This is a genomic window from Yersinia thracica, assembly GCF_902170565.1.
Lineage (GTDB): Bacteria > Pseudomonadota > Gammaproteobacteria > Enterobacterales > Enterobacteriaceae > Yersinia > Yersinia thracica.
The window spans coordinates 1-25,119 of record NZ_CABHXX010000034.1; the positions used below are offsets into that span (position 1 = coordinate 1).

The window sequence follows — 25,119 nt, forward strand, 5'->3', positions numbered from 1 at the left end:
TCTTAAAAACAGCGCAATTATTAAAGTCCTATGGATTTTATACCAAAGCTTACTCATCACATATGCCACAAATAATAAATAAAAAACTAGTGAATGAAATCTACGGAAAGTATTTAAAAGATAAACGAAATCAAGGTGTAGATGAGTGGAGTATCTACTTTAATATTGCCAGTTTCTATTTTCCTAATAATTTTTCGTCTAAAGAATATAGATGTTTTTCTTGGCCAGGAAATCCATCAGACTGGCCATGTGATGTAATTCCGGCTGAGTTTGATTTTCAAAATTATTACGACGTGCCAGAGAATGGTATAACTGAGATCGTAAAAGATTCTGATAGAATGATCGCATATAAAAATGGTTTAGAAAAAGTAAAGGCAACTGAAATAAAAAACACAGATAGGATGGTTACGCCTCTTGTTTTACTTATAGATGCAGATACGTTTTCTTTTTCAATGCCATCGTTTGAACTAACCGCTGGGCCAGTGCATCTTCGTCGTATTATTGTACTAAATAATACAAGTGAACATTTTGAAATCGATATGACGGTATTTAACTCAAACTTAGCAGAGATTAGGCGAGAATATTATAAGAGTAGAGATAGTATTTGGCTTCCTCTATTTCCGCCAGAAGAGTCTGGTACATATTCCATGGAGTGTAAATTACTTCAATCTGGTAAAGTGATAAGTACAACTTCGGTTGTACTAAATGTTACATCTAATTAAAAATTAAAGGATAGACTCATGAAAGCGGTAGTAACGGGTATCACAGGCCAAGATGGCGCATATCTCGCTGAATTGTTACTTGAGAAGGGCTATGAAGTTTATGGTACCTACCGTCGTACAAGTTCTGTTAACTTTTGGCGTATTGAAGAGTTAGGCATTGATAAACATCCTAATTTGCATCTGGTTGAATATGATCTAACGGATCTCTCTGCCAGTATTCGCTTATTGCAAACTACTCAAGCCACGGAAGTCTATAACCTTGCTGCTCAAAGTTTCGTTGGTGTTTCTTTTGACCAACCTGCAACAACAGCAGAAATTACAGGTATCGGTCCACTAAATTTATTAGAAGCAATTCGTATTGTTAATACTAAAATTCGATTTTACCAAGCTTCAACTTCTGAAATGTTCGGTAAAGTTCAGGCTATCCCACAAGTTGAAGAGACTCCATTCTATCCTCGTAGTCCATATGGTGTAGCTAAGCTGTATGCGCACTGGATGACAATTAACTATCGTGAGAGCTACGGTATTTTTGGTTGTAGCGGTATTCTTTTTAATCACGAGTCACCACTGCGTGGTCGTGAGTTCGTTACCCGTAAAATTACTGATTCAGTCGCAAAAATTAAATTAGGCAAGCTAGACGTCCTGGAATTAGGGAATATGGATGCCAAACGTGATTGGGGCTTTGCCAAAGAATATGTAGAAGGCATGTGGCGTATGCTGCAAGCAGATGTTCCTGATACTTTTGTTCTGGCGACAAATCGTACAGAAACTGTGCGTGATTTTGTTTCTATGGCATTCAAGGCTGCTGGTTTTAATTTGCGCTTTGAAGGCAAAGATGAGCATGAAATTGGGATCGATACAGCAACAGGGAAAACTTTAGTTAAAGTTAATCCTAAGTTCTACCGCCCTGCAGAAGTTGAATTGTTGATTGGTAATCCACAAAAAGCCAAAGAAATATTGGGCTGGGAACCAAAAACGACATTGGAAGAACTCTGTCAGATGATGGTAGAAGAGGATCTTCGCCGCAATCAACAAGGTTTCTCATTCTGATGGAAATGAATGGCAAGCGTGCCCTGATCACCGGTATTCAGGGTTTTACGGGCCATTATATGGCGGCGGAGTTATCCGCTGCCGGTTACCGGGTATTTGGTTTAGGCTCACAATCTTCAAATGAGGCTGATTATTTTCAAGTTGATTTACTTGATGCTAAAGGGCTGACTTCTATCATCGAACAGGTCAAGCCTCACCTTGTTGTCCATCTTGCTGCAATCGCTTTTGTAGGACATGGCGATCCTGCCGCTTTTTATGATGTTAATGTAGTAGGAACCAGGAATTTATTGGTCGCTCTGAGTATCGTTGCTGATAATATCGAAGCTGTTTTGCTTGCAAGTAGTGCCAATGTTTATGGTAATACCCAGGCTGGTGTTCTGAGTGAATCAGCCGCAGTGAAACCCGCTAATGATTATGCGGTCAGCAAGTTAGCCATGGAATATATGGCTAAGCTATGGTCAGAAAAGCTGCCACTTATTATTGTTCGCCCATTTAATTATACTGGTGTCGGGCAATCCGATAATTTCTTATTACCTAAAATTGTTTCTCATTTTAAACGTAAAACAGATAAAATAGAGTTAGGTAATTTAGATGTATGGCGTGACTTTACTGATGTCAGAGCATTAGTTAAAGCTTATTTAGGATTATTAATAGCCAAGCCTATCGGTGAGACTGTTAACGTTTGTTCAGGCAGAACTTATTCACTACGTGAAGTCATCAGTTTATGTGAACAAATAACCTCACATAGTTTATCTATTCATGTTAATCCAGCATTTGTTCGTGCGAATGAAGTAAAAACCTTATGTGGCGATGCAAGCAAATTACAGAGTATTGTTCAAAATTGGAATACTCCGCCATTGGAGCAGACATTGCGCTGGATGCTGGAAAATAAATAATGAGAGTTGTTTTTTCTACTGACTCTATCAAATATCCATTAACGGGTATTGGTCGCTATACATATGAATTAGCTCGTGAATTGCAGATTAGTAATGAAATCTCTGATCTCTTATTTCTGCAAGGTCGAAAAATATCTCGTGACTTACCTACAATAAAGGTGAGTTCAGGGGCTACCTCAGGATTAAAAAACGTTGTAAAAAATAGTGTGATTGCTAGTGAGCTATATCGTCTTTCTGCCCCATGGTTAAAAAGTTTGGTGTTAAAGCCGTACGAAAGTTTTATTTACCACAGCACAAATTTTTATCTACCTCCCCGAATTAATAATGCTGTTGCTACTTTCCATGATCTTTCTATTTTCAAATGGCCCCAGTGTCATCCGCAAAACCGTGTTCGATACATGCAAAAAGAGTTATTGCTCACTATAAAAAGAGCGAAAGTCTTAATCACTGACTCTGAGTTTACTCGTAAAGAATTAGCCGAGTACTTTAACTACCCCATTGAAAAAATCATTTCAGCTCCTTTAGCCAGTAGCGGGGATTTTTACCCTAGGAATCATACTGAATTGCAAGGCTTGATGACAAAGCTTGGTCTTGTTGTTGGTCAATATACTTTATTCACTGGAACTATTGAGCCAAGAAAAAATATTACAACGTTGCTCAATGCCTATGAGCGACTCCCACTGGAAATACGTTCTCGGTATCCATTGGTTATTTGTGGTTTTCCTGGATGGAATAGTGAAGCTATACATCGCCGTTTTGAGCATGCAATGCAACAAGGTTGGTTATTGTATCTTGGTTATTTGAGTGAAAATGATCTTCCTCTACTTTTTGCAGGAGCAAAGACTTTTTTATTTCCATCATTATATGAGGGGTTTGGATTGCCAATTCTTGAAGCAATGGCATCCGGTGTGCCGGTTGTTTGTTCCAACGCTGCTTCATTACCCGAGGTTTTGGGTGATTCAGGTTTAATGTGTGATGCACTGGATGTTGAGGGGTTAACAGCTGCTATTATTAAAAGTGTAGAAGATGATAACTGGCGGAGTGAATCAATAATGGCAGGCCTAGCTAAAGCAAAAGATTTTTCATGGGCGCGATGTGCTCATGAAACAATCAAAGCTTATAGGCAGGTATAAAAATATCATGCTAAAAGTGCTACATTTTTATAAAACGTATTACCCAGATTCTTTTGGTGGTATAGAGCAAGTTATTTTTCAATTATGTGAGGGTGGTGCCCATAGAGGTGTTGACTCTACAGTATTATCTCTAAGTCCGCGCGGTAGTATTGTTAATCAAAAAATAGGGTCACATACCGTATATTGCTCACCAATAAACTTTGAAGCCGCTTCAACACCTTTTTCGTTCCAAGCATTGAAAGATTTTAAAAAGCTAGCTAGTCAGGCTGATATTATCCATTACCACTTTCCATTCCCTCTTATGGATATGGTACATTTCTTGTCGGGAATAAAAAAACCAACAGTTGTTAGTTATCATTCCGATATTGTAAAGCAGAAGAATATATTAAAGATATATACACCATTAATGACTCGATTTCTTAATGATGTTTCTCACATTGTTGCTGCCTCACCTAACTATGTGAAGACGAGTGTCATTCTGAAAAAATTTATTCACAAAGTTAGTGTTATTCCCTATGGGCTTGATGAGCAATCTTATCCCATTCCAACGGCTGAACGCCTCGAATGCTGGAAAAATAAGTTTGGAACGCGTTTCTTTCTGTTTGTTGGGGCTTTTCGCTATTATAAAGGTCTGCATATTCTTATTGAGGCAGCTAAAAAATCTACTTATCCTATCGTTATTGTTGGTGCAGGGCCTATTGAGTCAGAGTTAAAACGGCAAGCTAAAGAGCTAGACATTGATAATGTTCATTTTATGGGCGCTGTATCTGATGAAGATAAAACAGCACTTTTAAGACTTTGCTATGCTGTGGTTTTCCCCTCTCATCTACGTTCTGAAGCTTTTGGTATTACATTATTAGAGGGTGCGATGTATGGTAAACCTTTAATTTCAAGTGAAATAGGAACGGGTACAACCTTTATTAATATCGACCAGCAAACAGGATTGGTCGTACCGCCATCGGACCCTAAAGCATTAAGAACTGCGATGGATAACTTATGGAATAATATTGAGTTATCTGAACAATTTGGTCGTAATTCGAGAGCGCGTTATTTAGAGTGTTTTACTTCTGAGAAAATGGTTTCAAGTTATATAGATTTATATAATGAAATTATTCATAAATAATATTTGTTAATAACTTCTGTGTGATCTCGGCATGTTTCTATTTTGAATAGCGCAATCTTCATTCGATTGTTCTTGTAGCCGATAACTGAATGAAATGTTTACTGATATTTTTGAGAATGTAATCAGGAACATTCTGATGTAAGCTTTGATGCAGATAAATGAATAATGAGCCATCCCAGCTTATCTCTCTTAGTGTATAGAATTAATCCAACCAGATTTAACTGTTTAAAGTTGAAGAGGCCATAGCAATGAAGTGTTTGAAAGCCGTTATTCCTGTTGCCGGGCTTGGCACCCGTATGTTGCCAGCGACGAAGGCGATTCCGAAAGAAATGCTGCCAGTGGTCGATAAGCCCCTAATTCAATATATCGTAGATGAGTGCGTTGCCGCCGGAGTCAAAGAGATCGTGCTGGTAAGCCATTCGTCCAAAAATGCGATAGAAAACCATTTTGATACCTCATTTGAATTGGAAGCGGCATTGGAGTCACGGGTTAAGCGGCAGTTATTAAAAGAGATTAAAAATATTTGCCCGCCCGATGTCACCATTATGCAAGTGCGTCAGGGCCATGCCAAAGGACTGGGGCACGCAGTACTTTGTGCTCAACCGATGGTGGGCGATAACCCATTTATTGTGCTGCTGCCAGATGTGCTACTTGATGATTCAACAGCTGATTTGTCTAAAGAGAATCTTGCCAGCATGATTCAGCGCTTTGAGAAAACGGGGCATAGCCAAATCATGGTTGAGCCGGTGCCTCAAGCGGACGTTTCCAAGTACGGTATTGCTGATTGTGGTCATGTCGATTTAAAACCAGGTGAGAGTACCCGAATGACCGCTGTGGTTGAGAAGCCTTCTGTCGCTGATGCGCCTTCTAATCTTGCTGTGGTTGGGCGCTATGTGTTGTCTAAAGATATTTGGCCATTACTGAAAAAAACGCCTCGCGGTGCTGGCGATGAAATTCAGCTTACTGATGCCATTGCGATGTTAATGGAACAAGAACCGGTTGAAGCTTTCCATATGACCGGTAAATCTCACGATTGCGGCGACAAATTAGGCTATATGAAAGCCTTTGTCACTTATGGTGTTCGCCATAACACCGAAGGTGAAAATTTTACTGCTTGGCTGAAAAAACAAATCGATTAACATCGGTTTAGTGCCAGAATAGAGCATGATTTTAAATTTGTATTAAAAATCAGTGGGTTAATTATGACCAAATTGAAAGCAGTAATCCCTGTGGCCGGTTTAGGCATGAGAATGCTTCCCGCCACCAAAGCTATTCCCAAGGAAATGCTACCTATTGTCGATAAGCCATTAATCCAATATGTAGTTAACGAATGTGTTGCTGCCGGTATTAAAGAAATTATTTTAATAACTCATTCGTCAAAGAATGCGGTAGAGAACCATTTTGATACTTCTTATGAACTAGAGGCCATGCTAGAGGCGCGTGTTAAGCGCCAATTATTGGAAGAAGTGCAATCTATCTGCCCGCCGGGTGTGACGATTATGCACCTTCGCCAAGGGCATGCTGAAGGATTAGGCCATGCGGTATTATGTGCCAAACCACTTGTAGGAAATGAACCATTCGCGGTGTTGTTGCCGGATGTGCTGATTGATGACGCAAAATCGGATCTAACCCGAGATAATCTGGCTCAATTGGTTAAACGTTTCGAAGAAACCGGCAACAGCCAGGTATTAGTTCATTCAGTTGAACCGGAAGCTTTATCAAACTACTCGGTTATTTCTTGTGAGAAAGCTGATTTGGAACCTGGCGAAAGTAGTCGAATTAAGGCTATGGTAGAAAAGCCGCAAAGCCCAGTTGACTTACAATCAAATCTGTCTGCTGTTGGTCGCTATGTTCTGTCTGGGGATATTTGGCCACTGTTGGAACTAACCAAGCCCGGAGCCTGGGGGCGTATTCAACTGACAGATGCGATTGATGCTCTGGCTGAAGTTAAACCCGTGGACGCTGTTGGATTAACCGGTGAGTCTTATAACTGTGGTGAGAAACTCGGTTATATGCAGGCGTATGTTGCCTACGGATTACGCCATCCAAAGCAAGGCGCTGAGTTTAAGACCTGGTTGAAAGAATTTCTGGCGTAAGCTGGCGTAGAGATAAATGAAAAGCAATCTTGGTGATTGCTTTTTTTTTTCGATAAATCAGCATGATAAATTAAATCATATTTACTGTTCACTTTGATAAAGCAAACGTGTGCGAACAGCAACTCGTCAGTTGTGCTATCTATCGCACCAATCACTACCCAGCTGACATAATCCTGAGTTAACATGTTTCCCACATCAAAAACCTGTTGGCTTCAAGGCCGATAACAGGTGTCATCTCTTCAGACAGGAGTTTTTTAATGTCCAAACAACAGATCGGCATTGTCGGTATGGCAGTGATGGGCCGTAACTTGGCGCTCAATATCGAAAGCCGCGGCTATTCCGTCTCTATCTTTAACCGTTCATCAGACAAAACCGACGAAGTCGTTGCTGAGAATCCAGGTAAAAATCTGGTGCCGAGTTACACCGTTGAAGAGTTTGTTGATTCACTAGAAAAGCCGCGTCGTATCCTGCTGATGGTGAAAGCGGGTGAAGCCACTGACAAAACGATTGCTTCACTGACACCGCATTTGGATAAAGGCGATATTCTGATTGATGGTGGTAATACTTACTACAAAGACACCATCCGTCGTAATCGCGAACTTTCTGCGCAAGGTTTTAACTTTATCGGCACGGGTGTTTCCGGTGGCGAAGAGGGAGCATTGAAAGGCCCATCCATCATGCCTGGTGGTCAGAAAGAAGCCTACGAGTTGGTTGCTCCTATTCTTGAGAAAATTGCTGCTCGTGCTGATGATGGTGATGCTTGTGTTGCGTATATTGGTGCAGACGGTGCGGGCCATTACGTTAAAATGGTTCACAACGGCATTGAATACGGTGACATGCAGTTGATCGCCGAAGCGTATTCTCTGTTGAAACAGTCTTTGGGTTTGAGCAACGAAGAGTTGGCAAGTACCTTTGCTGAGTGGAATAAAGGTGAACTGAACAGCTATCTGATTGATATTACTAAAGACATCTTTACCAAGAAAGATGAAGACGGTAAATATCTGGTTGACGTTATTCTGGACGAAGCAGCAAACAAAGGTACCGGTAAATGGACCAGCCAAAGTTCTCTGGACTTAGGCGAGCCATTAACATTGATCACTGAGTCTGTGTTTGCTCGTTATTTGTCTTCCCTGAAAGATCAGCGTGTTGCAGCATCTAAAGTGCTCACCGGCCCGACAGTGAAGCCTTTCACTGGTGATAAAGCTGAGTTCATTGAGAAAATTCGTCGCGCATTATATCTGGGTAAAATCGTTTCTTACGCACAAGGTTTCTCTCAGTTGAAAGCCGCTTCCGAAGAAAATAACTGGAATCTGCATTACGGTGAGATTGCCAAGATTTTCCGTGCTGGCTGCATTATTCGTGCTCAGTTCCTGCAAAAAATCACTGACGCGTACGCAGAAAATGCGGATATCGCAAACCTGCTGTTGGCACCTTATTTCAAGCAAATTGCTGATGAATACCAGCAAGCGCTGCGTGATGTTGTGTCTTACGCGGTTCAAAACGGTATCCCAACACCAACATTCTCTGCGGCGATTAACTATTATGACAGCTACCGTTCAGCCGTACTGCCAGCCAACTTGATTCAGGCGCAGCGCGACTATTTTGGTGCGCATACTTACAAACGTACTGATAAAGAAGGTGTTTTCCACACCGAGTGGATGGAATAATCCATTTAACGGCTACTGCGCTTTGCCATTCTGGGATTGCGCAGTGCTCGGACAAAAGTACATGTACTTTTGAACGCTCCGGTGACTGTGCGCTGTCCGCAATCAAACTACTTTCGCTCGCGACGCCTCAGGTGGATAGGCCGTTAAATTAAGTGAGCCGCCGAGGTGACTTTAGGTAGGGAAGGCTGGAGTAACTCGCTCGCTGATTTTAAAAGTTTGCCTTAATAAAAACGCCCTCGATGCTGAGTCGAGGGCGTTTTTTTGCTGATAAGAAAGGCAATCAGGTAATTACTTCTCGTGACGTTCGCGCAGGCGACCTATCACTTTACTCAGATCCAAGTCCTGATCCTGCAATAACACCAGCAAGTGATACATCAGATCTGATGCTTCATTTGTTAGCTCTTCGCGGTCATTCACTGTCGCGGCGAGGGCAGTTTCTACCCCTTCTTCGCCCACTTTCTGCGCGATACGTTTAGTCCCGCTGGCATACAGTTTTGCGGTGTAGGAACTGGCTGGATCTGCTGATTTACGTGAGGCTAACAACTGTTCTAGTTGATACAAGAAGCCCCAGTCGCTGGCAGCCGGTGCAAAGCAACTATTATTGCCTAAATGACAGGTTGGGCCGATAGGATTGACCAGAATCAGCAGGGTATCATTATCGCAGTCAGGGTAGATATTCACTACATTCAGGAAATGGCCGGAGCTTTCGCCTTTGGTCCATAAGCGCTGTTTAGTGCGAGAGAAAAAAGTGACTTTGCCGGTTTCTTCTGTCACTGCCAGCGCTTCTTTGTCCATGTACCCCATCATCAGAACTTCGCCGGATACAGCATGCTGAACGATGGCTGGCATCAGATTGTCGACTTTGTCCCAATCCAGTTGGTTAATTTGTTGTTCGCTTAACACACTCTTATCTCCACACCTTGTTCAGACAAATACTTTTTCAATTCGCCGATATTAATGATTTGCTTATGGAATACCGAGGCTGCCAGCGCACCATCGACATCCGCATCACGGAATGCTTCCAGAAAGTGCTCTGGTGTTCCGGCACCGCCAGAGGCGATTAATGGGACATGGCAGAGGGTTCGCATCTGTTTCAATTGGCGCAAATCATAACCATTACGCACGCCATCTTGATTCATCATATTGAGTACAATCTCACCAGCACCGCGTAATTGGACTTCTTTTATCCAATCTTCGGTCTGCCAGGTGGTGGCTTTGGTCCGTTTTTCATCGCCGGTAAATTGATAAACTTGGTAACTGTCACTTTCTGCGTCATACCAAGTATCAATACCCACCACGATGCATTGTACGCCATAGCGGTCGGCCAGGCGGGTAATTAATGTTGGATCAGCCAGTGCAGGTGAGTTGATGGAGATTTTGTCCGCACCGAAAGTTAGGATTTGACCGGCATCTTCCACACTTTTAATTCCACCTGCGACGCAGAACGGAATATCAATCACTTCTGCAACCCGTGATACCCAGCTTTTGTCGACCACTCGGCCATCAGAGGAGGCGGTGATATCGTAAAATACCAACTCATCAGCGCCTTCTTGCGCATAGCGTTGTGCCAGCGGCACAATATCGCCAATGATTTCATGATTGCGGAACTGGACGCCTTTAACCACCTGGCCGTCTTTCACATCCAGACAAGGAATTAACCGTTTTGCCAGCATGCAATCGCCTCCTTCACGTTAAATTTGCCGTCCAATAGCGCGCGGCCCACGATCACGCCTTGTACACCACTGCCGCGCAAACGAGCAATATCATCCAGACAACCAATGCCACCGGAGGCCTGGAATGCCACTTGCGGGTAACGCTGGCACACTTCCTGATACAGCTCAACATTCGAGCCACTTAAGGTGCCATCGCGTGAAATATCTGTACAGAGCACATGTTTTAGGCCGAAAGGTAGGTATTGTTCGACAATATGCTCTAACGTGGCATCAGAATTTTCCTGCCAACCGCTGATTGCGACTTCTTTGCGGCCTGCATTAGTGATACGCACATCCAGCGCTAGCACAATGGCCTCTGCACCATAGCGTTCAAACCATTGCTGTACCATTTCCGGTTGTTTAACCGCGGTTGAACCCACAACAACGCGTGTTGCCCCAGCTTCCAGCAATGCGACGACATCTTGCTCATTACGGATACCGCCGCCAACTTGCACCGGCACATCAACACCAGCCAGCAACTCACGTAATAATGGGATTTGGCGGGCTGTGGGGTCTTTAGCGCCAGTCAGATCAACCAAATGCAATACTTGGGCACCTTGCTGCTGATAATCCTGTAGGCGCGGTAACGGGTGATTGCCATAATCACGCTGTTGACCGTAATCACCTTGATGCAAACGCACCACCTTACCTTCGATCAAATCCAAAGCGGGAATAATCATGGTGCTTACATCTCCAAAAAGTTTTTCAGCAGTTGGGCTCCAGCCGCTCCGGAGCGTTCCGGATGAAACTGCACGCCAAAGAAGTTGTCTTTTGCGACTGCGGCGGTAAACGGCTCGCCGTAATTGGCTTGGGCGATGGTATTTGGGCATATTGGCATTGCATATCCGTGCACAAAGTAGAAATAAGTTCCGTCTGGGATACCGCGGAACAGATGATTTCCCGCCTGTGGCGTTACCTGGTTCCAACCCATATGCGGTAACGGTAAACCAAAATCTGTCATCTGTTTTACCGGTGTATTGATAATGCCAAGCGTCTCAATCCCGCCGCTCTCTTCGCTGCTGGTTGCCAGCAACTGCATTCCGAGGCAAATACCCAGCACCGGCTGAGTGCAGCTTTTAATCAGCGCGATAAGCTCGCGTTGCTTCAATTGCTCCATTGCTGCATGAGCGGTACCCACGCCTGGCAGAAACAGCTTATCGGCCCGCAGCACAATTTCCGGGTCGCGGCTGATAACCGGCGCATAACCTAAACGCTGCACCGCGTAGGTGACAGAGGAGAGGTTGGCGCAACCGGTATCCAGAATCACCACATCCATTACAGCACTCCCTTGGAACTTGGCAGGGTGTTGCCCTCAACACGGATTGCTTGGCGCAAAGTACGGCCAAACACTTTAAACAGGCTTTCCACCCGGTGGTGATCATTACGGCCTTTGGTTTTCAGGTGCAGGGTGCAGGCCATGGCATAAGAGAGGGAGCGGAAGAAGTGCTCGACCATCTCAGTGCTGAGGTCGCCCACGCGCTGATAGTTAAATTCTGCTTTGTATTCCAAATGTGGGCGGCCGGAAATATCTAATGCACAACGTGCCAGACATTCATCCATTGGCAGCACAAAACCAAAACGCCCAATACCGCGTTTGTCACCCAGTGCGTTGTTAATAGCCTCACCCAGCGCCAGCGCAGTATCTTCCACGGTGTGGTGGTCATCAATATACAGATCGCCACTGACCTGAATATCCATCCGGAAACCGCCGTGCGTTGCTATTTGGTCCAGCATATGGTCGAAGAAACCCACGCCGGTTTTGATCTTACTGCCGCCTTCGCGATCCAGCCAAACATCGACATCAATGGCGGTTTCTTTGGTCACTCGGTTAACGTGAGCATGGCGATCACGCTGAGTCAGCTGCTTGGCGATTTGTGACCAATTCAGCCCATCGCGCTGATACCGCAAGCCGCTGATACCCATGTTTTGCGCCAATTGCAGGTCAGTCTCTCGGTCACCGATAACGTAGCTGTTGGCGCTGTTCATCACGCTTTCGGCCAGATAGTTTTCGACTAATGCTGTTTTTGGCTTACGACAATCACAGTTATCTGCGGGTTTGTGCGGGCAAATCAAAACCTGCTCGAAATTGATCCCCTGAGAGCTGAAAATCTGCATCATTAGGTTATGTGGCGGATCAAAGGTTTCTTGCGGGAAACTGGCGGTGCCCAGCCCATCCTGATTCGTTATCATCACCAAACGATAATCTGCTTTTTGCAGTGCCAGTAATGCCGGAATGACGTCTGGCTCCAGCGCCAGCTTGTCCAGCCGATCAACCTGAAAGTCCGTTGGTGGCTCAGCAATCAGGGTGCCGTCTCTGTCAATAAAAAGAAATTTCTGGCTCATATCGTTTCCTTACGGAGGCTGGAGGTATTGGTATTTTCGTTTTTATTAGTGCTATTCGGGCTATCAACACCGGGTAAAGGGGCAAGGGCGGCAATCACTCGCTCACATTCCTGGCGGGTACCTATCGTGATACGCAGGCAATTCGATAGGCTCGGTTGCTTGTTTTGATCTCGCAAAATAATGCCCTGATCCCACAGTGTCTTGAACACACTGCTGGAGGCGGTGAATCGCGCTAATAAATAGTTACTTTCACTGGTAAACACTCGCTCAACACAGGCGCAGTTTTGCAACGCATTTTGTAGCCATTCACGATTGGTTTTTACTTCGCTGACCCGTTGGCGCATGTGCTCAAGGCCTTGTGGGCTGAGCGCCTGTGCAGCAATATCCGCCACAGGCGTTGACAATGGGTACGGCGCAATCACTTTAAGCAGCAGTTGGATGATATCGCTGTTCGCTAACGTAAAGCCACAACGCAAACCGGCTAATGCAAAAGCTTTCGATAAGGTGCGCAAAATAACTAAATTCGGATAATCTTTTAGCCAACCGCTCACCGAGGCCTGTGGGCAGAACTCTATATAAGCTTCGTCGATAGCCACGATAGCGCGGCCTTGTGCGAGTTCCAGCACTGCGCGTAAGTCAGCCGGGTTGATCAAATTGCCGGTTGGGTTATTCGGGCTGCAAATATAAATCAGTTTCACCCGGTCTAAACTTTCTTTAATCGCGGGCACATCTAACTGCCAATCTGTTTTGGTCTGCACGGTGCGAAGTTCAACACCAAAGGTTTCGGCACTGACAGCATACATACCATAGGTTGGCGGGCAGAACAGAATAGCATCCTGACCCGGCTCGCAGAAGGCGCGAATTAACAGCTCAATCCCTTCATCGGCCCCACGGCTGACTAAGATTTGGTCGGTTTCTAAACCGGCGTAAGCCGCATAGCGCTCGATAACCAATTTGGGCTGGCACTCGGGGTAGCGGTTAAAGGTTTGCGCCGTCAACTGGTACTCAGTAGCCAGCGGATATTCATTGGCATTGAGCCACACATCGCCATTACCGCCCAAGCGGCGGGCTGACATATAAGGGGTCAGTGCGCGGACATTGGCACGGGCTAAATCAGTGATATAGGTAGATTGATTCATGCTTGCTCCTTATTGGCGGCGGTCAGGGCAGCAACGCGTAGGGTAACGGCGTTTTTGTGGGCGGTCAGTTGTTCAGCCTGAGCCAGTGTTTCAATGGTTGATGCCAGTCCCAGCAGACCTTGTGGAGTTAATTGCTGCACGGTCATGCGCTTAACAAAATCGGCTAGCCCTAAACTGGAATAGGTTGAGGTATAACCATAAGTCGGCAACACGTGGTTGGTGCCAGAGGCATAATCACCGGCCGATTCTGGCGACCAGTCGCCCATAAATACCGAACCGGCGTTATCAATCTGATCAATGATTTCTTCCGGCCGGCGGATTTGCAGAATCAAGTGTTCCGGCCCGTATTGATTGCTGATTTCAATACATTGCTGCAAGTCTTTAGTGATGATCAAGCGGCTGCTTTCCAATGCCTGACGAGCAATATCCGCGCGCGATAACTGCTGGAGTTGGCGCTCAACTTCGACCGCAACGGCTTGAGCAATAGCGGCATCTGGCGTCAGTAAGACCACTTGAGAATCCGGCCCGTGCTCGGCCTGAGACAGCAAATCAGCGGCAATAAACGCCGGTGTAGCGCCGCTGTCGGCGATAACCAACACTTCAGATGGGCCAGCCGGCATATCAATCGCCGCACCGTCCAAACGTTGGCTGACTTGCCGTTTTGCTTCTGTAACATAAGCATTGCCCGGCCCAAAGATCTTATTCACTTTCGGCACTGACTCACTGCCAAATGCCATCGCAGCAATAGCTTGCGCCCCACCAATTTGGAATACTTCTTGGATGCCACATAATTGCGCGGCATACAGAATTTCATCAGCAATCGGCGGTGGGGAGCATAAAATCACGCGCTGGCAACCGGCAATACGCGCTGGGGTGCCAAGCATCAGCACGGTAGAAAGCAGCGGAGCGGAGCCGCCAGGAATATATAAGCCGACGGAGGCAATCGGGCGGGTGATTTGCTGGCAGCGCACACCCGGTTGCGTTTCAACATCCACCACCGGCATTTTCTGCGCGTTATGGAAGATTTCAATATTACGCACCGCTTGCGCCATGGCCTGTTTGATGTCGTCACCCAAGCGCCCTGCGGCGGCGGCTATTTCATCGCGGCTGATGCGGATGTCAGCAACTTTAACCGTATCAAAACGTTGGCTAAAATCACGCAACGCGCTATCACCCTCGGCTTTCACCCGGTCAAGAATTTCACTGACTGTCGCGGTGATCCGCTCTGATGCATTAATAGCTGGGCGGCTCAACAGCGCTTTTTGTTGAGCTTCGCTGCATTGCTGCCAGTCAATTAAGGTATTGAAATTCGTCGGCTGCATTCCTTACTCCATCATCTTTTCAATCGGTAACACCAGAATGGAGCTGGCACCCAGCGCCTTCAGTTTTTCCATGGTTTCCCAGAACAGAGTCTCGCTACTGACCATGTGCATCGCTACGCGGCTTTTGTCCCCAGCCAGTGGCAGAATGGTTGGGCGCTCGGCACCCGGCAGGAGGGTGATGATTTCGTCCAGACGCTCACTTGGCGCGTGCATCATGATGTATTTGGATTCGCGCGCTTGAATCACACCCTGAATACGGGTCATCAGGCGGTCAATCAGCTGTTGCTTATCGGCTGGCATTTCGCCATCACGTTGAATCAGGCAGGCTTTAGAGCGGTAAATCACTTCAACTTCGCGCAGGCCGTTGGCTTCCAGAGTGGCGCCGGTGGAAACCAGGTCACAGATGACATCGGCCAAACCGGCACGTGGAGCGACTTCAACTGAGCCGTTGAGCAAGCAGGATTTGAAAGTTACCCCTTGTTTATCAAGATATTGTTTTAAAATGTGCGGGTAAGAGGTGGCGATGCGCTTATTTTGCAAACATTGCGGGCCGGTATATTCGGTATCCAGTGAGGCGGCCAGTGACAGGCGACAGCCACCGAAATCCAGACGGCGTAAGGTGAAATAACGTGGGTCTTCACCTTGAGCACGGCGGCTCAGCAACTCTTCTTCCAGCACGTTTTCGCCAATAATCCCCAGATCAACCACGCCATCCATCACTAACCCTGGGATATCGTCATCACGTACTCGCAGGATATCGATTGGCATGTTTTCCGCGAAAGCGATCAGGCGCTGTTGTTGTAAATTAATTTTAATCCCGCAGCGCGATAACAATTCGTGGCAATCGTCACTTAGGCGGCCTGATTTCTGCATCGCAATGCGTAAACGCGTTTTATCCAGCATGGTAATCCTCTTAATCTATTAATTTATAAATACATAAATCTAATTTATAAAATGGTGGGCAACAAAAAAGCCCTCGGAAGATAATCTTCCGAGGGCTTTCTCTATTGCGTTCTACCGCCACCTGGAAGATTCGTTAACCGTCTTCCAGCACACATCGGCCTGCAAGACTAGTCAGGATGATGGTGATGATGGTGATTAAATTGAACGCGATTCATAATAATTTCTCTATTTGGGCTTATTGACATAATTTCTGTCAATCAACGTAAACCATCTGGCTAGTACCGCGCAACCTTTTTTTCATCGAATGATTTTATTTTACGCCAGCACACCACGCGCCATCTGCTGGCACTGGTTTTATTTTTAGCGATTATCACTCTGTTTGATGTCAGTTTAAGCAGGAAGTTGTTACATATGGCGATTACGCCAACTAATAAAACATCCTTCATACTTGAAGCCGCAGGGTTGTTAGCGACATTCACTTACCCGAATCACTTACTTGAGTAAGCTCATCGGGGTGCGTTTACTTGCTGCCTACCTGCAACTCCAATTACTTTGGGTATCATAATATTGAGTAATTATTAAGTTACATTAATTGGCGTAGGTTATTAGTATGGGGTGTGGCGGTATGAACCGGTCGAGGGCAATTGAGATGAAAAAAGTAGCCATTATTGGATTGGGCTGGCTGGGTATGCCGTTGGCACAATCATTGGTCCGTCGTGGAGTTGAGGTTGTGGGGAGCAAAACCACACCGGATGGCGTCGAAGCCGCCAGAATGAGCGGGATTAACTGCTTTCAATTGCAACTCACCCCCGAGTTGATTTGTGACCCAGATGATTTGGCACAACTGATGACGGTGGATGCGCTGGTTATCACCTTACCCGCCAGCCGCACGGCTGACGGCGGGGCACAGTATTTTCAAGCGGTACAGATGGTGGTCGACAGTGCACTGGCGTTTGGTGTGCCGCGCATTATTTTTACCAGCTCGACCTCGGTGTATGGCGAAACGCGAGGCCGAATTAAAGAAAGTTCACCACTGCAACCGGTGACCCCAGCAGGTAAAACGCTGGCAGAACTTGAGCTCTGGCTGCATAAATTACCGAATATTTCGGTGGATATTTTGCGTCTGGCGGGGCTGGTGGGGACTGATCGCCATCCGGGCCGTTTCCTGGCGGGCAAAACCAATGTGAAAGGGGGCTCGCAGGGGGTAAATCTGGTACATCAGGAAGATGTGATATCCGCCATTGAACTGCTGCTTAATCTTCCCAGAGGCGGACATATCTATAATTTGTGTGCGCCGATTCACCCACGGAAACGGGATTTTTATCCTGAATGCGCGCGCGCGTTACAACTGACTCCGCCTGAGTTTACGCCTGAAGATATTGAAGAGCCCATTCGCGAGATTGATGGCAGTAAGATTTGCAGTGAGTTGGGGTTTGAGTATCAGTATCCAGACCCAAATCGAATGCCTTTGAATTAATGATACGGCGACTGCGCCTTGAATGTGTAAAAAGAGCAAAAAAATGCAGGTTATCAGCATTAGCTCGATCGGAAGCGGCGATGACTGGCAGAAGAGTAAAGCGTCCGCGCCAGGGATGGCGCGGCTCGAGCCTCCAGGGAAGGATTGACGGCGTCTTTATGATCTGCCCGTTATCCCCGCTGGATTATGAATGCCTTAACCGTATTTACCGCTTCTGATGAATATAAGTCAGGGCTAAAGCCAGCGCCAGAACCAATCCTTTGATGATATCCATTGCATAGTAAGGTACTGACAGCATCACCAGCCCGTTTTGCAGCACACCGAGGATGACCGCGCCAATTAAGGTGCCGAAGGCATTGGGTTTGCCGGACCCCGCGAGTGAAAAGCCAATATAGGCGGCAGCAACGGCGTCCATCAGGTAACCGCCACCGGCATTGACTTGTGACGAGCCAATGCGCGATGCCAGTAAAATCCCGCCCAGTGCCGCTAACAAAGATGAAAATACATAAGCCAACACCCGATAACGCAGGGTGCGGATGCCCGCCAGCCGCGCCGCTTCTGGATTACCACCAATGGCATACATCCGTCGGCCATGTTTGGTCAGTGATAAATACAACTGCACCACAATAGTGACCGCCAACATGATAATCACGATAACCGGCACTTGGCCCAGCGCTGAAAACATCTCAGGAATGACGCCCTCCGCCATATCGCCGCTCGGCAACAACATATTCTGCGTGATAGAGCCGCCGTAGCTGTACGTCATCGCTACGCCCTGAATGACAAACAGACTGGCAAGGGTCGCCAGCATATCGGGTATCTTTAGTACCACAATTAGAAATGCGTTAAACAACCCCACTAGTGTACAAATGAGCAATGTCAGAATAATAGCCCCGGTGGTGCCAAATCCGTACCAGACAAACAGCGACACCACGATGGCATTGGCCAGCGAGGCAGTCGAACCGACCGATAAGTCAAAACCCCCCACTGACAGGGAAATAGACACCCCGATAGCAATCACTGTCACTATGGCAATAGACCGCAATATATTGATGATATTGTTTGGGTCGAGGAAGTTATCTGAGGCCAGACCAAACAGCGCAATTAGCGCCACGACGGTGAGCAACATCCCCCATTTGTAGAGAAAATCAAACAACTGGTGACGCCATGGCTGCGCGTCCGGCAGGGATATTTCTTTGCTCACTGAGGGGTTCCTCCGGTTGAAAATAATAATAATGTTTCTTCATCGACATCTGCGGCGTTTAGCTCGGCAACAATTCGCCCATCCCACAATACACAGATACGAGAGCATAAACCGACCAATTCTGAGAATTCACCGGATGCATAAATAATGCCTTTTCCTTGTTGCGCTAACCCGTCAATTAGATTGAACAGATCCTGCCTGGCCTTGATGTCCACACCTTTGGTAGGCTCATCAAAGATTAATACCTGCGCATCGCCGCGCAACCATTTGCCGATCGCCACTTTCTGCTGATTCCCCCCCGACAAGCGGGCGAGTTTTTGCTGCGGCGAAGAAGTTCGCACTCCCAGGCGCGCAATCAACTCTTTGGCCCAACTCAACTCTTGGCGGCGGCTAAAAATACTCCAGCGGGAAAAACTGTCATCAGCGGCCACACTCAGGTTCATTGGGATACCTTCGTGGATAAAAATACCTTCTTTGCGTCGCTCTTCGGGCACTAAAGCTAGCCCCTGTTCGACGGAGCGATCCGGTGAACGCGGTTTCCAAGGTTTGCCCTGTAATTCACCCTGATCAACACGACTGGGCGTAGCACCAAACAATGCTTTGCACAATTCGGTTTTTCCCGCGCCAGCTAACCCGGCAATCCCTAATATTTCCCCTTCGCGCAATGTCAGGGAAATATTGCGCAATTTGTGTTGGTCATGTAACCCACTGACAGACAATAATATTTTGTCACTAAATGCCATTCGGCGGGGTGGAAAAATATCTTCCAATGTATGGCCGAGCATCTTTTCGACAATTTGCTCACCACTCAAATTGCCCATTGCATCATGGCTGACTTTGCGACCATCGCGTAATACCGTCAATTGATCACAAATTTCGCGCAATTCATGAATGCGGTGCGAAATGAAAACAATGGCTATCCCTTCGGATTGCAAGCGGCGCACCACTTTAAACAGACGCGCACTCTCTTCTTGATCCAACGGCGCGGTAGGTTCATCCAGAATGAGAAAACGGCATTGATGGGAAAGGGCGCGGGCCAATAGCACCTGTTGTTTCTCCGCCAATGTGCAGGATTCCAGCCGCTGGCGTACATTCAATTTGAGGTCAAGCTGCCCGAGTAGTGCTTCTGCCTGGCGATAAAGTTGTGGCCAATTAAACAGATGCCCCGGTTCAGCCAGCGTATCCAGCATAATATTTTCCGCCACAGACAGGGTAGGGATCAGCGCGACATCAACCTCTTGCTGAACCACATGGATACCGTGCTGCCTGGCCTGGCGGGGGGAGTGAATATCCACCTGCTGACCATCAATATAGATCTCGCCGCGATAGTGATTGTGAGCGCCGGAAAGAATCGCCATCAGCGTTGATTTCCCTGCACCATTAGCCCCGACTAGCGCATGAGTAGACCCACCTTCCAGTGTGAAATCAACCTGTTGTAGGGCATGGAATCCAGAAAATGAGATAGATATATTCCGCATCTCAAGGCGGGAGGATGAGGTGGTACTGGACATAAATTTCTATCACTGCCCTATGAAGTGTTTTGACGGAATAGGCAGTCAATAATGCTGCGGTAGAGTTCTTTTTAACACAATTTCCATTATTCGCAACAAACTAAAATGGTTAAGGTATATCAAAAAATTATTAAACATTGGCAACTTAGCCCTTAAGATGAGAAAAATACAGATGAGATCATCCTTTAAAAGGAACGCGCCATGAGCACGAACGCAATCCGAGTGCAGGTGGGGCCTGCCAACTATTTTTCTTTTCCAGGCGCAATCGAAAAGCTGAGCGAGTTTTATCCTCCTGCAGCATTGGAAAATGCGCTGTGGATCTATGGTGAGCGCGCCTTGGTGGCGGCCAGTGATTATCTGCCTGCAGCTTTCCATGGGCCACAAGCGGTGCGAGCTTTATTTTCCAGTCATTGCAGTGAATCTACTGTTGCTGATTTGGTGAAGGCTGCGGGCAGTGACCGGCAAGTGGTGATCGGCATTGGTGGTGGTGCGGTATTGGATACAGCCAAAGTGGTGGCGCGTAAACTTGGCTTGCCGCTGGTGGCTATTCCCACTATCGCGGCAACCTGCGCGGCTTGGACACCACTTTCCGTGTGGTATAACGGTGCCGGGCAAGCGCTGAGTTTTGAAATATTCAAAGATGCCAACCATTTAGTGTTAGTTGAACCGCGTATTATTTTGCAGGCACCAGTGGAATATCTGTTGGCGGGAATTGGCGATACATTGGCGAAATGGTACGAAGCGATGGTGTTAAGCCCGCAACCGGAGACATTATCTTTGACCGTCCGTTTGGGGCTACAGGCCGCGCTGGACATTCGCAATGTGCTGCTCAAGCAGAGCGAATCGGCATTACAGGCGGTAGATCAGGGGGAACTGACGCAAGATTTCCTTGATGTGGTGGATGCGATTATTGCCGGTGGGGGCATGGTTGGTGGGCTGGGCGAGCGCTATACCCGCGTCGCGGCGGCCCATGCAGTACACAATGGCCTGACACTGCTGCCCCAGACCGAACATTTCCTGCATGGTACCAAAGTCGCTTATGGAATTTTGGTTCAAACGGCTCTGTTGCAGCAGGATGAAGCACTGCAATCACTGATTGTGGTGTTTAATAAATTAGGTTTACCAACACATTTGGCTGCGCTGGATGTTGATATTAATGACCGTGATGCTATTGAGCGTGTGATTAGTCGAATTCTGAAGCCGAGCGAGTCAATTCATTATCTGCCTGTTGAGCTGAATTCAGACAAAATATGGGCAGCAATTGAGCGAGTAGAAATTGCCGCTCAGCACTGATACAGCATAGAAATAGCCGTTTAGATCAAACTGCCATAAGAATATTGTTTCAAGCCGTTTAACATCTTGTTTTTTGCTCTCAAGTTAGGGCAAAATACACGCCATGGAATAGCCGACGTTTAAACGCGTCGGTTATTTTTTTGCATTCGTGTTTTCACAAATCAAGAGGCCGGACAACGATCCGGATAGATAAACAGGTCCGCGAGCGATTATTCACATACGAAAATCGCCGTTATGAGGAAAGAAAGATGGGGCAATTATTCACACTGGCACCGGTGCCCACCGGTATGCGCTGCACATGCAGCGATTATGGCGCAACAGGGATGGCAAATACCCGTTACACCGCTCTTATTTCCCCACTTACGTGTCCCAGGCAGATACGAAGTTTCCCCGTCACCTCTGACCTGCGAGCTACACTTGCAAATTGGGTTAAAGGTATGGGGAGGCTGAATCATGACGCATAATGCTACTGTTGCAGTCGGCACCAATCAAACTGGCACCAATAACCGCGTTCAGCTCAGAAAAACACTGACGTTGGTGCAAGTGGTGATGATGGGCCTGGCTTATTTACAGCCGATGACTATTTTCGATACTTTTGGCATTGTATCCGGCCTGACCGATGGTCACGTCGCGACGTCTTACGCCATTGCGTTGATAGCGGTGCTGTTCACTGCCGTCAGCTATGGCAAATTGGTTAAGCGCTTCCCGTCCGCGGGTTCGGCTTATACCTACGCCCAGAAATCCATCAGCCCGAATGTTGGCTTTATGGTGGGGTGGTCATCACTGCTGGACTACCTGTTCATGCCGATGATTAACATTCTGTTGGCAAAAATTTATCTCGAAGCGATTTTCCCTGGCGTGCCCTCATGGATCTTTGTTGGTGCGTTGGTCAGCTTGATGACGCTATTCAATCTGCGTGGCATTAATGTGGTCGCTAACCTGAACTCGATCATCGTTGTGGTCCAGGTCGCTGTCATGGTGGTCTTTATGGGGCTGCTGATTCACGGTGTTTATCAAGGTGAAGGAACAGGTACACTGGTTAGCCCACGTCCGTTCTATTCTGAAAATGCCCATTTGGTGCCGATGATAACCGGGGCCACGATACTGTGTTTCTCATTCCTTGGCTTCGATGGCATTAGTTCGCTGTCTGAAGAAACGCCAGATGCCGGGAGAGTGATCCCGAAAGCGATTTTCTTGACTGCATTGATTGGCGGCGTGATTTTTATTGTCGTGTCTTACTTCTTGCAGCTCTATTTCCCGGATATTTCGCGCTTCACTGACCCTGATGCATCACAGCCGGAAATTATGCTGTTTGTGGCCGGCAAATTCTTCCAGTCAGTGATTCTGTGCTTCTCCTGCGTCACGGTGTTGGCATCAGGTATGGCAGCACACGCCGGGGTTTCGCGTTTGCTGTATGTGATGGGGCGCGACGGGGTATTCCCTGAGAAAATATTTGGCTACGTGCATCCAAAATGGCGTACTCCAGCCATCAACGTATTGTTGGTGGGGGGCGTGGCATTGTCTGCTATTTCCTTTGATTTGGTCACGGCAACCGCATTGATTAACTTTGGTGCGCTGGTGGCTTTCACCTTCGTTAACCTGTCGGTGATTTCACAGTTCTATATCCGCGAGCGCCGCAACCGCACGGTTAGGGATCATATCAGCTACCTGATTCTACCGATGATTGGCGCAGGGACAGTGGGTGTACTGTGGGTTAATCTGGAAAGTAGCTCTATGACTCTGGGGCTGGTGTGGGGCGCAATTGGCCTGCTTTATATGGTCTGGAAAACCCGTGCTTTCCGTCAGGCATTACCTCAGTTTACGGGTGAACTTGCACAGTAACGCCATTTGGTATTGTTTATTGGATAGGGTGTTATTGCTGATTATAACGGAGCCTGATGGCTCCGTTTTTTATTGGATTAAATCCATTATCAATATCAGCTCACCAAATCTCTGGCATAGTCAAACAGGGCTTTCAGCAGTGCCAACTTTTCTTTATCGCCCTCATACTGGTTATAAAACTGTTCCAGTTGCAGCACATAATCTTGCACTCTTTCGGGATTAAGTGCTTCACGACGATGTGCTAGCCAGCGCTGTTGCTCACTGTCCGTCAACGTATTCGGATAATTACGGGCGCGGAAGCGGAATAGCAGCGCTTCCAAGCGTGGGTCCTGGAAGGTCAGATCAAGCGCGGGCAGATTTTTTGGCTCAGTTTGTAAAATAATTTTCATGGTGGCGCGGTCAGCATCACTGAAAAACCCATTATACAGCTGGGCATCTACATCATCAGACACCGCAAAAGGCTCCGATTCAGCAAACAGAGCGACCACTTTTTCGCGTATTTGCGGGTTTTGCCGCAATAGTTGCAGGTTTTGCAGACAGCGCTGACGATCAATCCCCAGCCGCTCGGCATTCTCAGCCAGTAGGGTTTTCGCCGGTGCCAATACCGGACATTTATTAATATGCACCAACTTCAAGGGGACAGCCGCGTCTTGAGCATTGAGTTTATCGCGGCGGGTATACAGCCGCTCACGCAGAGTATCGCTATCCAGCTCCAATAATGGCGACATATCACCCGCCAAATCGCACATAATCACCGCATTTTTATTCTCAGGATGCCATGCTAGCGGCGCAACCCAGCTGGTGTTACCCCGCGCGGCCCCAAACATGCCAGACACATGAACCAGTGGCGTCATATCTGCAATATCAATCAATGCGTTAATTTTATGTTTGCTGCGGTGCTGATAGAGGTAATCAAACAGCCGGGGTTGCGCTTGTTTGACCAACTTTGCCATGGCGATGGTGGCGTATACATCGGACATCGCATCATGGGCGTGTAAGTGTTCGACACCATTGGCTTTGGTTAAATGCTCAAGTTTGAAGCTGGGTAAGCCATCTTCGTTTTCCGGCCAGACAATGCCTTCAGGGCGCAGGGCATAACAAGCGCGCATGACATCGAGCAAGTCCCAACGGGAATTACCGCCTTGCCAGCTATAAGCATAAGGATCATAGAAATTGCGGTAGAAAATATTGCGGCTAACTTCATCATCAAATCGAATATTATTGTAGCCGAGAATACAGGTGCCGGGCACATTGAAAGCTTGATGAATTTGGCGAGCAAACTCGGCTTCATTAACCCCATTGGCTAAGGCATGTTGCGGGGTGATGCCGGTTATCATTACGGCTTCTGGTTGCGGCAGATAGTCATCGGCGGGGGCACAGTAAACCACCAATGGTTCTTCGATGATATTGAAATCCAAATCGGTACGCACTCCGGCAAACTGCGCTGGTCGGTCTAACGCCGGGCGCTGGCCAAAGGTTTCATAATCGTGAATGTAAAATGTTGGTTGCTTATTTTTATCTGACATTATTCAGTTTAACCCTTAATTCTTATGGCTATTCTTTATGATGGGCCGCCGCCCGCGGTGACCCATGGCATTAGCGCTAGAATATCATTTCAGGCGGGTTAGGGTGTCAGGATTTATTTTGAAATAATTATGTTTTAGTCAACATATGTCGTTCTAACTA

At 46.9% G+C, this 25,119-nt stretch carries 24 protein-coding genes and 1 other annotated feature; of the genes, 12 read left to right on the forward strand and 12 right to left on the reverse strand.

What is annotated here, in order from left to right; genetic code table 11:
• The 8 genes from FTA91_RS20045 to gndA form a co-directional block, all read left to right on the forward strand.
• On the forward strand, positions 1 to 722 hold a 722-nt coding region (locus FTA91_RS20045), incomplete at its 5' end, for a hypothetical protein (protein WP_186377342.1).
• An 18-nt stretch (positions 723 to 740) separates the two neighbouring features.
• Entirely contained in the window at positions 741 to 1,772 is a 1,032-nt protein-coding gene (gmd, locus tag FTA91_RS05080; protein WP_050114312.1) for a GDP-mannose 4,6-dehydratase, read from the forward strand.
• Between the two features lie 5 nt (positions 1,773 to 1,777).
• Positions 1,778 to 2,668, forward strand: a complete 891-nt coding sequence (locus tag FTA91_RS05085; protein ID WP_050114381.1) for a GDP-mannose 4,6-dehydratase — start codon at positions 1,778 to 1,780, stop codon at positions 2,666 to 2,668.
• Positions 2,668 to 3,801 carry a glycosyltransferase family 4 protein gene (locus FTA91_RS05090; RefSeq protein WP_145535513.1) on the forward strand — a complete coding sequence of 378 codons (1,134 nt, stop codon included), beginning with the start codon at positions 2,668 to 2,670 and terminating at the stop codon, positions 3,799 to 3,801. Before FTA91_RS05085 ends, FTA91_RS05090 begins: the two co-directional genes overlap by 1 nt.
• A 7-nt stretch (positions 3,802 to 3,808) precedes the next feature.
• A complete protein-coding gene (locus tag FTA91_RS05095) occupies positions 3,809 to 4,924 on the forward strand; it encodes a glycosyltransferase family 4 protein (RefSeq protein ID WP_050114379.1) in 1,116 nt (371 codons plus the stop codon).
• 248 nt (positions 4,925 to 5,172) lie between these two features.
• Positions 5,173 to 6,063: a UTP--glucose-1-phosphate uridylyltransferase GalU gene (galU, locus tag FTA91_RS05100; protein ID WP_050114310.1), complete on the forward strand. Its 891-nt coding sequence runs from the start codon at positions 5,173 to 5,175 to the stop codon at positions 6,061 to 6,063.
• Between the two features lie 63 nt (positions 6,064 to 6,126).
• A complete protein-coding gene (gene galU, locus FTA91_RS05105) occupies positions 6,127 to 7,020 on the forward strand; it encodes a UTP--glucose-1-phosphate uridylyltransferase GalU (protein ID WP_050114309.1) in 894 nt (297 codons plus the stop codon).
• A 257-nt stretch (positions 7,021 to 7,277) separates the two neighbouring features.
• Positions 7,278 to 8,687, forward strand: a complete 1,410-nt coding sequence (gene gndA / locus FTA91_RS05115) for an NADP-dependent phosphogluconate dehydrogenase (protein WP_145583009.1) — start codon at positions 7,278 to 7,280, stop codon at positions 8,685 to 8,687.
• Positions 8,688 to 8,975: 288 nt separating this feature from the next.
• On the opposite strand, the gene hisIE is transcribed toward gndA, so the two are convergent.
• From hisIE to hisL, 9 genes are all read right to left on the reverse strand, one after another.
• Positions 8,976 to 9,590, reverse strand: a complete 615-nt coding sequence (hisIE, locus tag FTA91_RS05120) for a bifunctional phosphoribosyl-AMP cyclohydrolase/phosphoribosyl-ATP diphosphatase HisIE (protein WP_050114306.1) — start codon at positions 9,588 to 9,590, stop codon at positions 8,976 to 8,978.
• Complete coding sequence (hisF, locus tag FTA91_RS05125; protein WP_050114305.1) at positions 9,584 to 10,360, reverse strand: imidazole glycerol phosphate synthase subunit HisF; 777 nt, start codon at positions 10,358 to 10,360, stop codon at positions 9,584 to 9,586. Before hisF ends, hisIE begins: the two co-directional genes overlap by 7 nt.
• Positions 10,342 to 11,079 (reverse strand): 1-(5-phosphoribosyl)-5-[(5-phosphoribosylamino)methylideneamino]imidazole-4-carboxamide isomerase, encoded by a 738-nt coding sequence (hisA, locus tag FTA91_RS05130; protein WP_050114303.1) that lies wholly within the window; start codon positions 11,077 to 11,079, stop codon positions 10,342 to 10,344. Before hisA ends, hisF begins: the two co-directional genes overlap by 19 nt.
• A gap of 5 nt (positions 11,080 to 11,084) precedes the next feature.
• Complete coding sequence (hisH, locus tag FTA91_RS05135) at positions 11,085 to 11,675, reverse strand: imidazole glycerol phosphate synthase subunit HisH (protein ID WP_050114302.1); 591 nt, start codon at positions 11,673 to 11,675, stop codon at positions 11,085 to 11,087.
• A complete protein-coding gene (hisB, locus tag FTA91_RS05140; RefSeq protein ID WP_050114301.1) occupies positions 11,675 to 12,742 on the reverse strand; it encodes a bifunctional histidinol-phosphatase/imidazoleglycerol-phosphate dehydratase HisB in 1,068 nt (355 codons plus the stop codon). Before hisB ends, hisH begins: the two co-directional genes overlap by 1 nt.
• Positions 12,739 to 13,881, reverse strand: coding sequence for a histidinol-phosphate transaminase (hisC, locus tag FTA91_RS05145; RefSeq protein ID WP_050114300.1), 1,143 nt, complete (start codon positions 13,879 to 13,881; stop codon positions 12,739 to 12,741). The genes hisB and hisC overlap by 4 nt, the downstream gene beginning before the upstream one ends.
• Positions 13,878 to 15,203, reverse strand: coding sequence for a histidinol dehydrogenase (gene hisD / locus FTA91_RS05150; protein WP_050114299.1), 1,326 nt, complete (start codon positions 15,201 to 15,203; stop codon positions 13,878 to 13,880). The genes hisC and hisD overlap by 4 nt, the downstream gene beginning before the upstream one ends.
• 3 nt (positions 15,204 to 15,206) lie before the next feature.
• Positions 15,207 to 16,106 carry an ATP phosphoribosyltransferase gene (gene hisG, locus FTA91_RS05155; protein ID WP_004388789.1) on the reverse strand — a complete coding sequence of 300 codons (900 nt, stop codon included), beginning with the start codon at positions 16,104 to 16,106 and terminating at the stop codon, positions 15,207 to 15,209.
• A gap of 61 nt (positions 16,107 to 16,167) precedes the next feature.
• Positions 16,168 to 16,298, reverse strand: a sequence feature (His leader region).
• Positions 16,274 to 16,321 (reverse strand): his operon leader peptide, encoded by a 48-nt coding sequence (hisL, locus tag FTA91_RS05160; RefSeq protein ID WP_002231208.1) that lies wholly within the window; start codon positions 16,319 to 16,321, stop codon positions 16,274 to 16,276. Its footprint overlaps the feature before it by 25 nt.
• Positions 16,322 to 16,755: 434 nt before the next feature.
• Between hisL and FTA91_RS05165 the strand changes: the two genes are divergently transcribed.
• A complete protein-coding gene (locus FTA91_RS05165) occupies positions 16,756 to 17,583 on the forward strand; it encodes an SDR family oxidoreductase (RefSeq protein WP_050114298.1) in 828 nt (275 codons plus the stop codon).
• A 205-nt stretch (positions 17,584 to 17,788) separates the two neighbouring features.
• Here FTA91_RS05165 and FTA91_RS05170 read toward each other — a convergent pair whose 3' ends face one another.
• A complete protein-coding gene (locus FTA91_RS05170) occupies positions 17,789 to 18,787 on the reverse strand; it encodes an ABC transporter permease (RefSeq protein ID WP_050114297.1) in 999 nt (332 codons plus the stop codon).
• A complete protein-coding gene (locus tag FTA91_RS05175) occupies positions 18,784 to 20,298 on the reverse strand; it encodes a sugar ABC transporter ATP-binding protein (protein WP_145535504.1) in 1,515 nt (504 codons plus the stop codon). The genes FTA91_RS05170 and FTA91_RS05175 overlap by 4 nt, the downstream gene beginning before the upstream one ends.
• A gap of 201 nt (positions 20,299 to 20,499) precedes the next feature.
• On the opposite strand from FTA91_RS05175, the gene FTA91_RS05180 reads away from it, so the two are divergent.
• The 3 genes from FTA91_RS05180 to FTA91_RS05190 all read left to right on the forward strand — a co-directional run bounded on the left by FTA91_RS05180 (position 20,500) and on the right by FTA91_RS05190 (position 23,433).
• Positions 20,500 to 21,591 (forward strand): oxidoreductase, encoded by a 1,092-nt coding sequence (locus tag FTA91_RS05180; RefSeq protein WP_145583011.1) that lies wholly within the window; start codon positions 20,500 to 20,502, stop codon positions 21,589 to 21,591.
• Positions 21,592 to 21,839: 248 nt separating this feature from the next.
• Positions 21,840 to 22,055 (forward strand): hypothetical protein, encoded by a 216-nt coding sequence (locus FTA91_RS20440; protein ID WP_038634233.1) that lies wholly within the window; start codon positions 21,840 to 21,842, stop codon positions 22,053 to 22,055.
• Entirely contained in the window at positions 22,045 to 23,433 is a 1,389-nt protein-coding gene (locus FTA91_RS05190) for an APC family permease (RefSeq protein WP_050114294.1), read from the forward strand. The genes FTA91_RS20440 and FTA91_RS05190 overlap by 11 nt, the downstream gene beginning before the upstream one ends.
• Positions 23,434 to 23,528: 95 nt before the next feature.
• Here FTA91_RS05190 and sbcB read toward each other — a convergent pair whose 3' ends face one another.
• A complete protein-coding gene (gene sbcB / locus FTA91_RS05195) occupies positions 23,529 to 24,959 on the reverse strand; it encodes an exodeoxyribonuclease I (RefSeq protein WP_050114293.1) in 1,431 nt (476 codons plus the stop codon).
• Positions 24,960 to 25,119 lie beyond the last annotated feature (160 nt).

Coding starts and splice junctions, on each gene's coding strand:
- gmd (WP_050114312.1), top strand. CDS start 741: ATGAAAGCGGTAGTAACGGGTATCACAGGCCAAGATGGCGCATATCTC.
- FTA91_RS05085 (WP_050114381.1), top strand. CDS start 1,778: ATGAATGGCAAGCGTGCCCTGATCACCGGTATTCAGGGTTTTACGGGC.
- FTA91_RS05090 (WP_145535513.1), top strand. CDS start 2,668: ATGAGAGTTGTTTTTTCTACTGACTCTATCAAATATCCATTAACGGGT.
- FTA91_RS05095 (WP_050114379.1), top strand. CDS start 3,809: ATGCTAAAAGTGCTACATTTTTATAAAACGTATTACCCAGATTCTTTT.
- galU (WP_050114310.1), top strand. CDS start 5,173: ATGAAGTGTTTGAAAGCCGTTATTCCTGTTGCCGGGCTTGGCACCCGT.
- galU (WP_050114309.1), top strand. CDS start 6,127: ATGACCAAATTGAAAGCAGTAATCCCTGTGGCCGGTTTAGGCATGAGA.
- gndA (WP_145583009.1), top strand. CDS start 7,278: ATGTCCAAACAACAGATCGGCATTGTCGGTATGGCAGTGATGGGCCGT.
- hisF (WP_050114305.1), bottom strand. CDS start 10,360: ATGCTGGCAAAACGGTTAATTCCTTGTCTGGATGTGAAAGACGGCCAG.
- hisA (WP_050114303.1), bottom strand. CDS start 11,079: ATGATTATTCCCGCTTTGGATTTGATCGAAGGTAAGGTGGTGCGTTTG.
- hisH (WP_050114302.1), bottom strand. CDS start 11,675: ATGGATGTGGTGATTCTGGATACCGGTTGCGCCAACCTCTCCTCTGTC.
- hisB (WP_050114301.1), bottom strand. CDS start 12,742: ATGAGCCAGAAATTTCTTTTTATTGACAGAGACGGCACCCTGATTGCT.
- hisC (WP_050114300.1), bottom strand. CDS start 13,881: ATGAATCAATCTACCTATATCACTGATTTAGCCCGTGCCAATGTCCGC.
- hisD (WP_050114299.1), bottom strand. CDS start 15,203: ATGCAGCCGACGAATTTCAATACCTTAATTGACTGGCAGCAATGCAGC.
- hisG (WP_004388789.1), bottom strand. CDS start 16,106: ATGCTGGATAAAACGCGTTTACGCATTGCGATGCAGAAATCAGGCCGC.
- FTA91_RS05165 (WP_050114298.1), top strand. CDS start 16,756: ATGAAAAAAGTAGCCATTATTGGATTGGGCTGGCTGGGTATGCCGTTG.
- FTA91_RS05175 (WP_145535504.1), bottom strand. CDS start 20,298: ATGTCCAGTACCACCTCATCCTCCCGCCTTGAGATGCGGAATATATCT.
- FTA91_RS05180 (WP_145583011.1), top strand. CDS start 20,500: ATGAGCACGAACGCAATCCGAGTGCAGGTGGGGCCTGCCAACTATTTT.
- FTA91_RS20440 (WP_038634233.1), top strand. CDS start 21,840: ATGGGGCAATTATTCACACTGGCACCGGTGCCCACCGGTATGCGCTGC.
- FTA91_RS05190 (WP_050114294.1), top strand. CDS start 22,045: ATGACGCATAATGCTACTGTTGCAGTCGGCACCAATCAAACTGGCACC.
- sbcB (WP_050114293.1), bottom strand. CDS start 24,959: ATGTCAGATAAAAATAAGCAACCAACATTTTACATTCACGATTATGAA.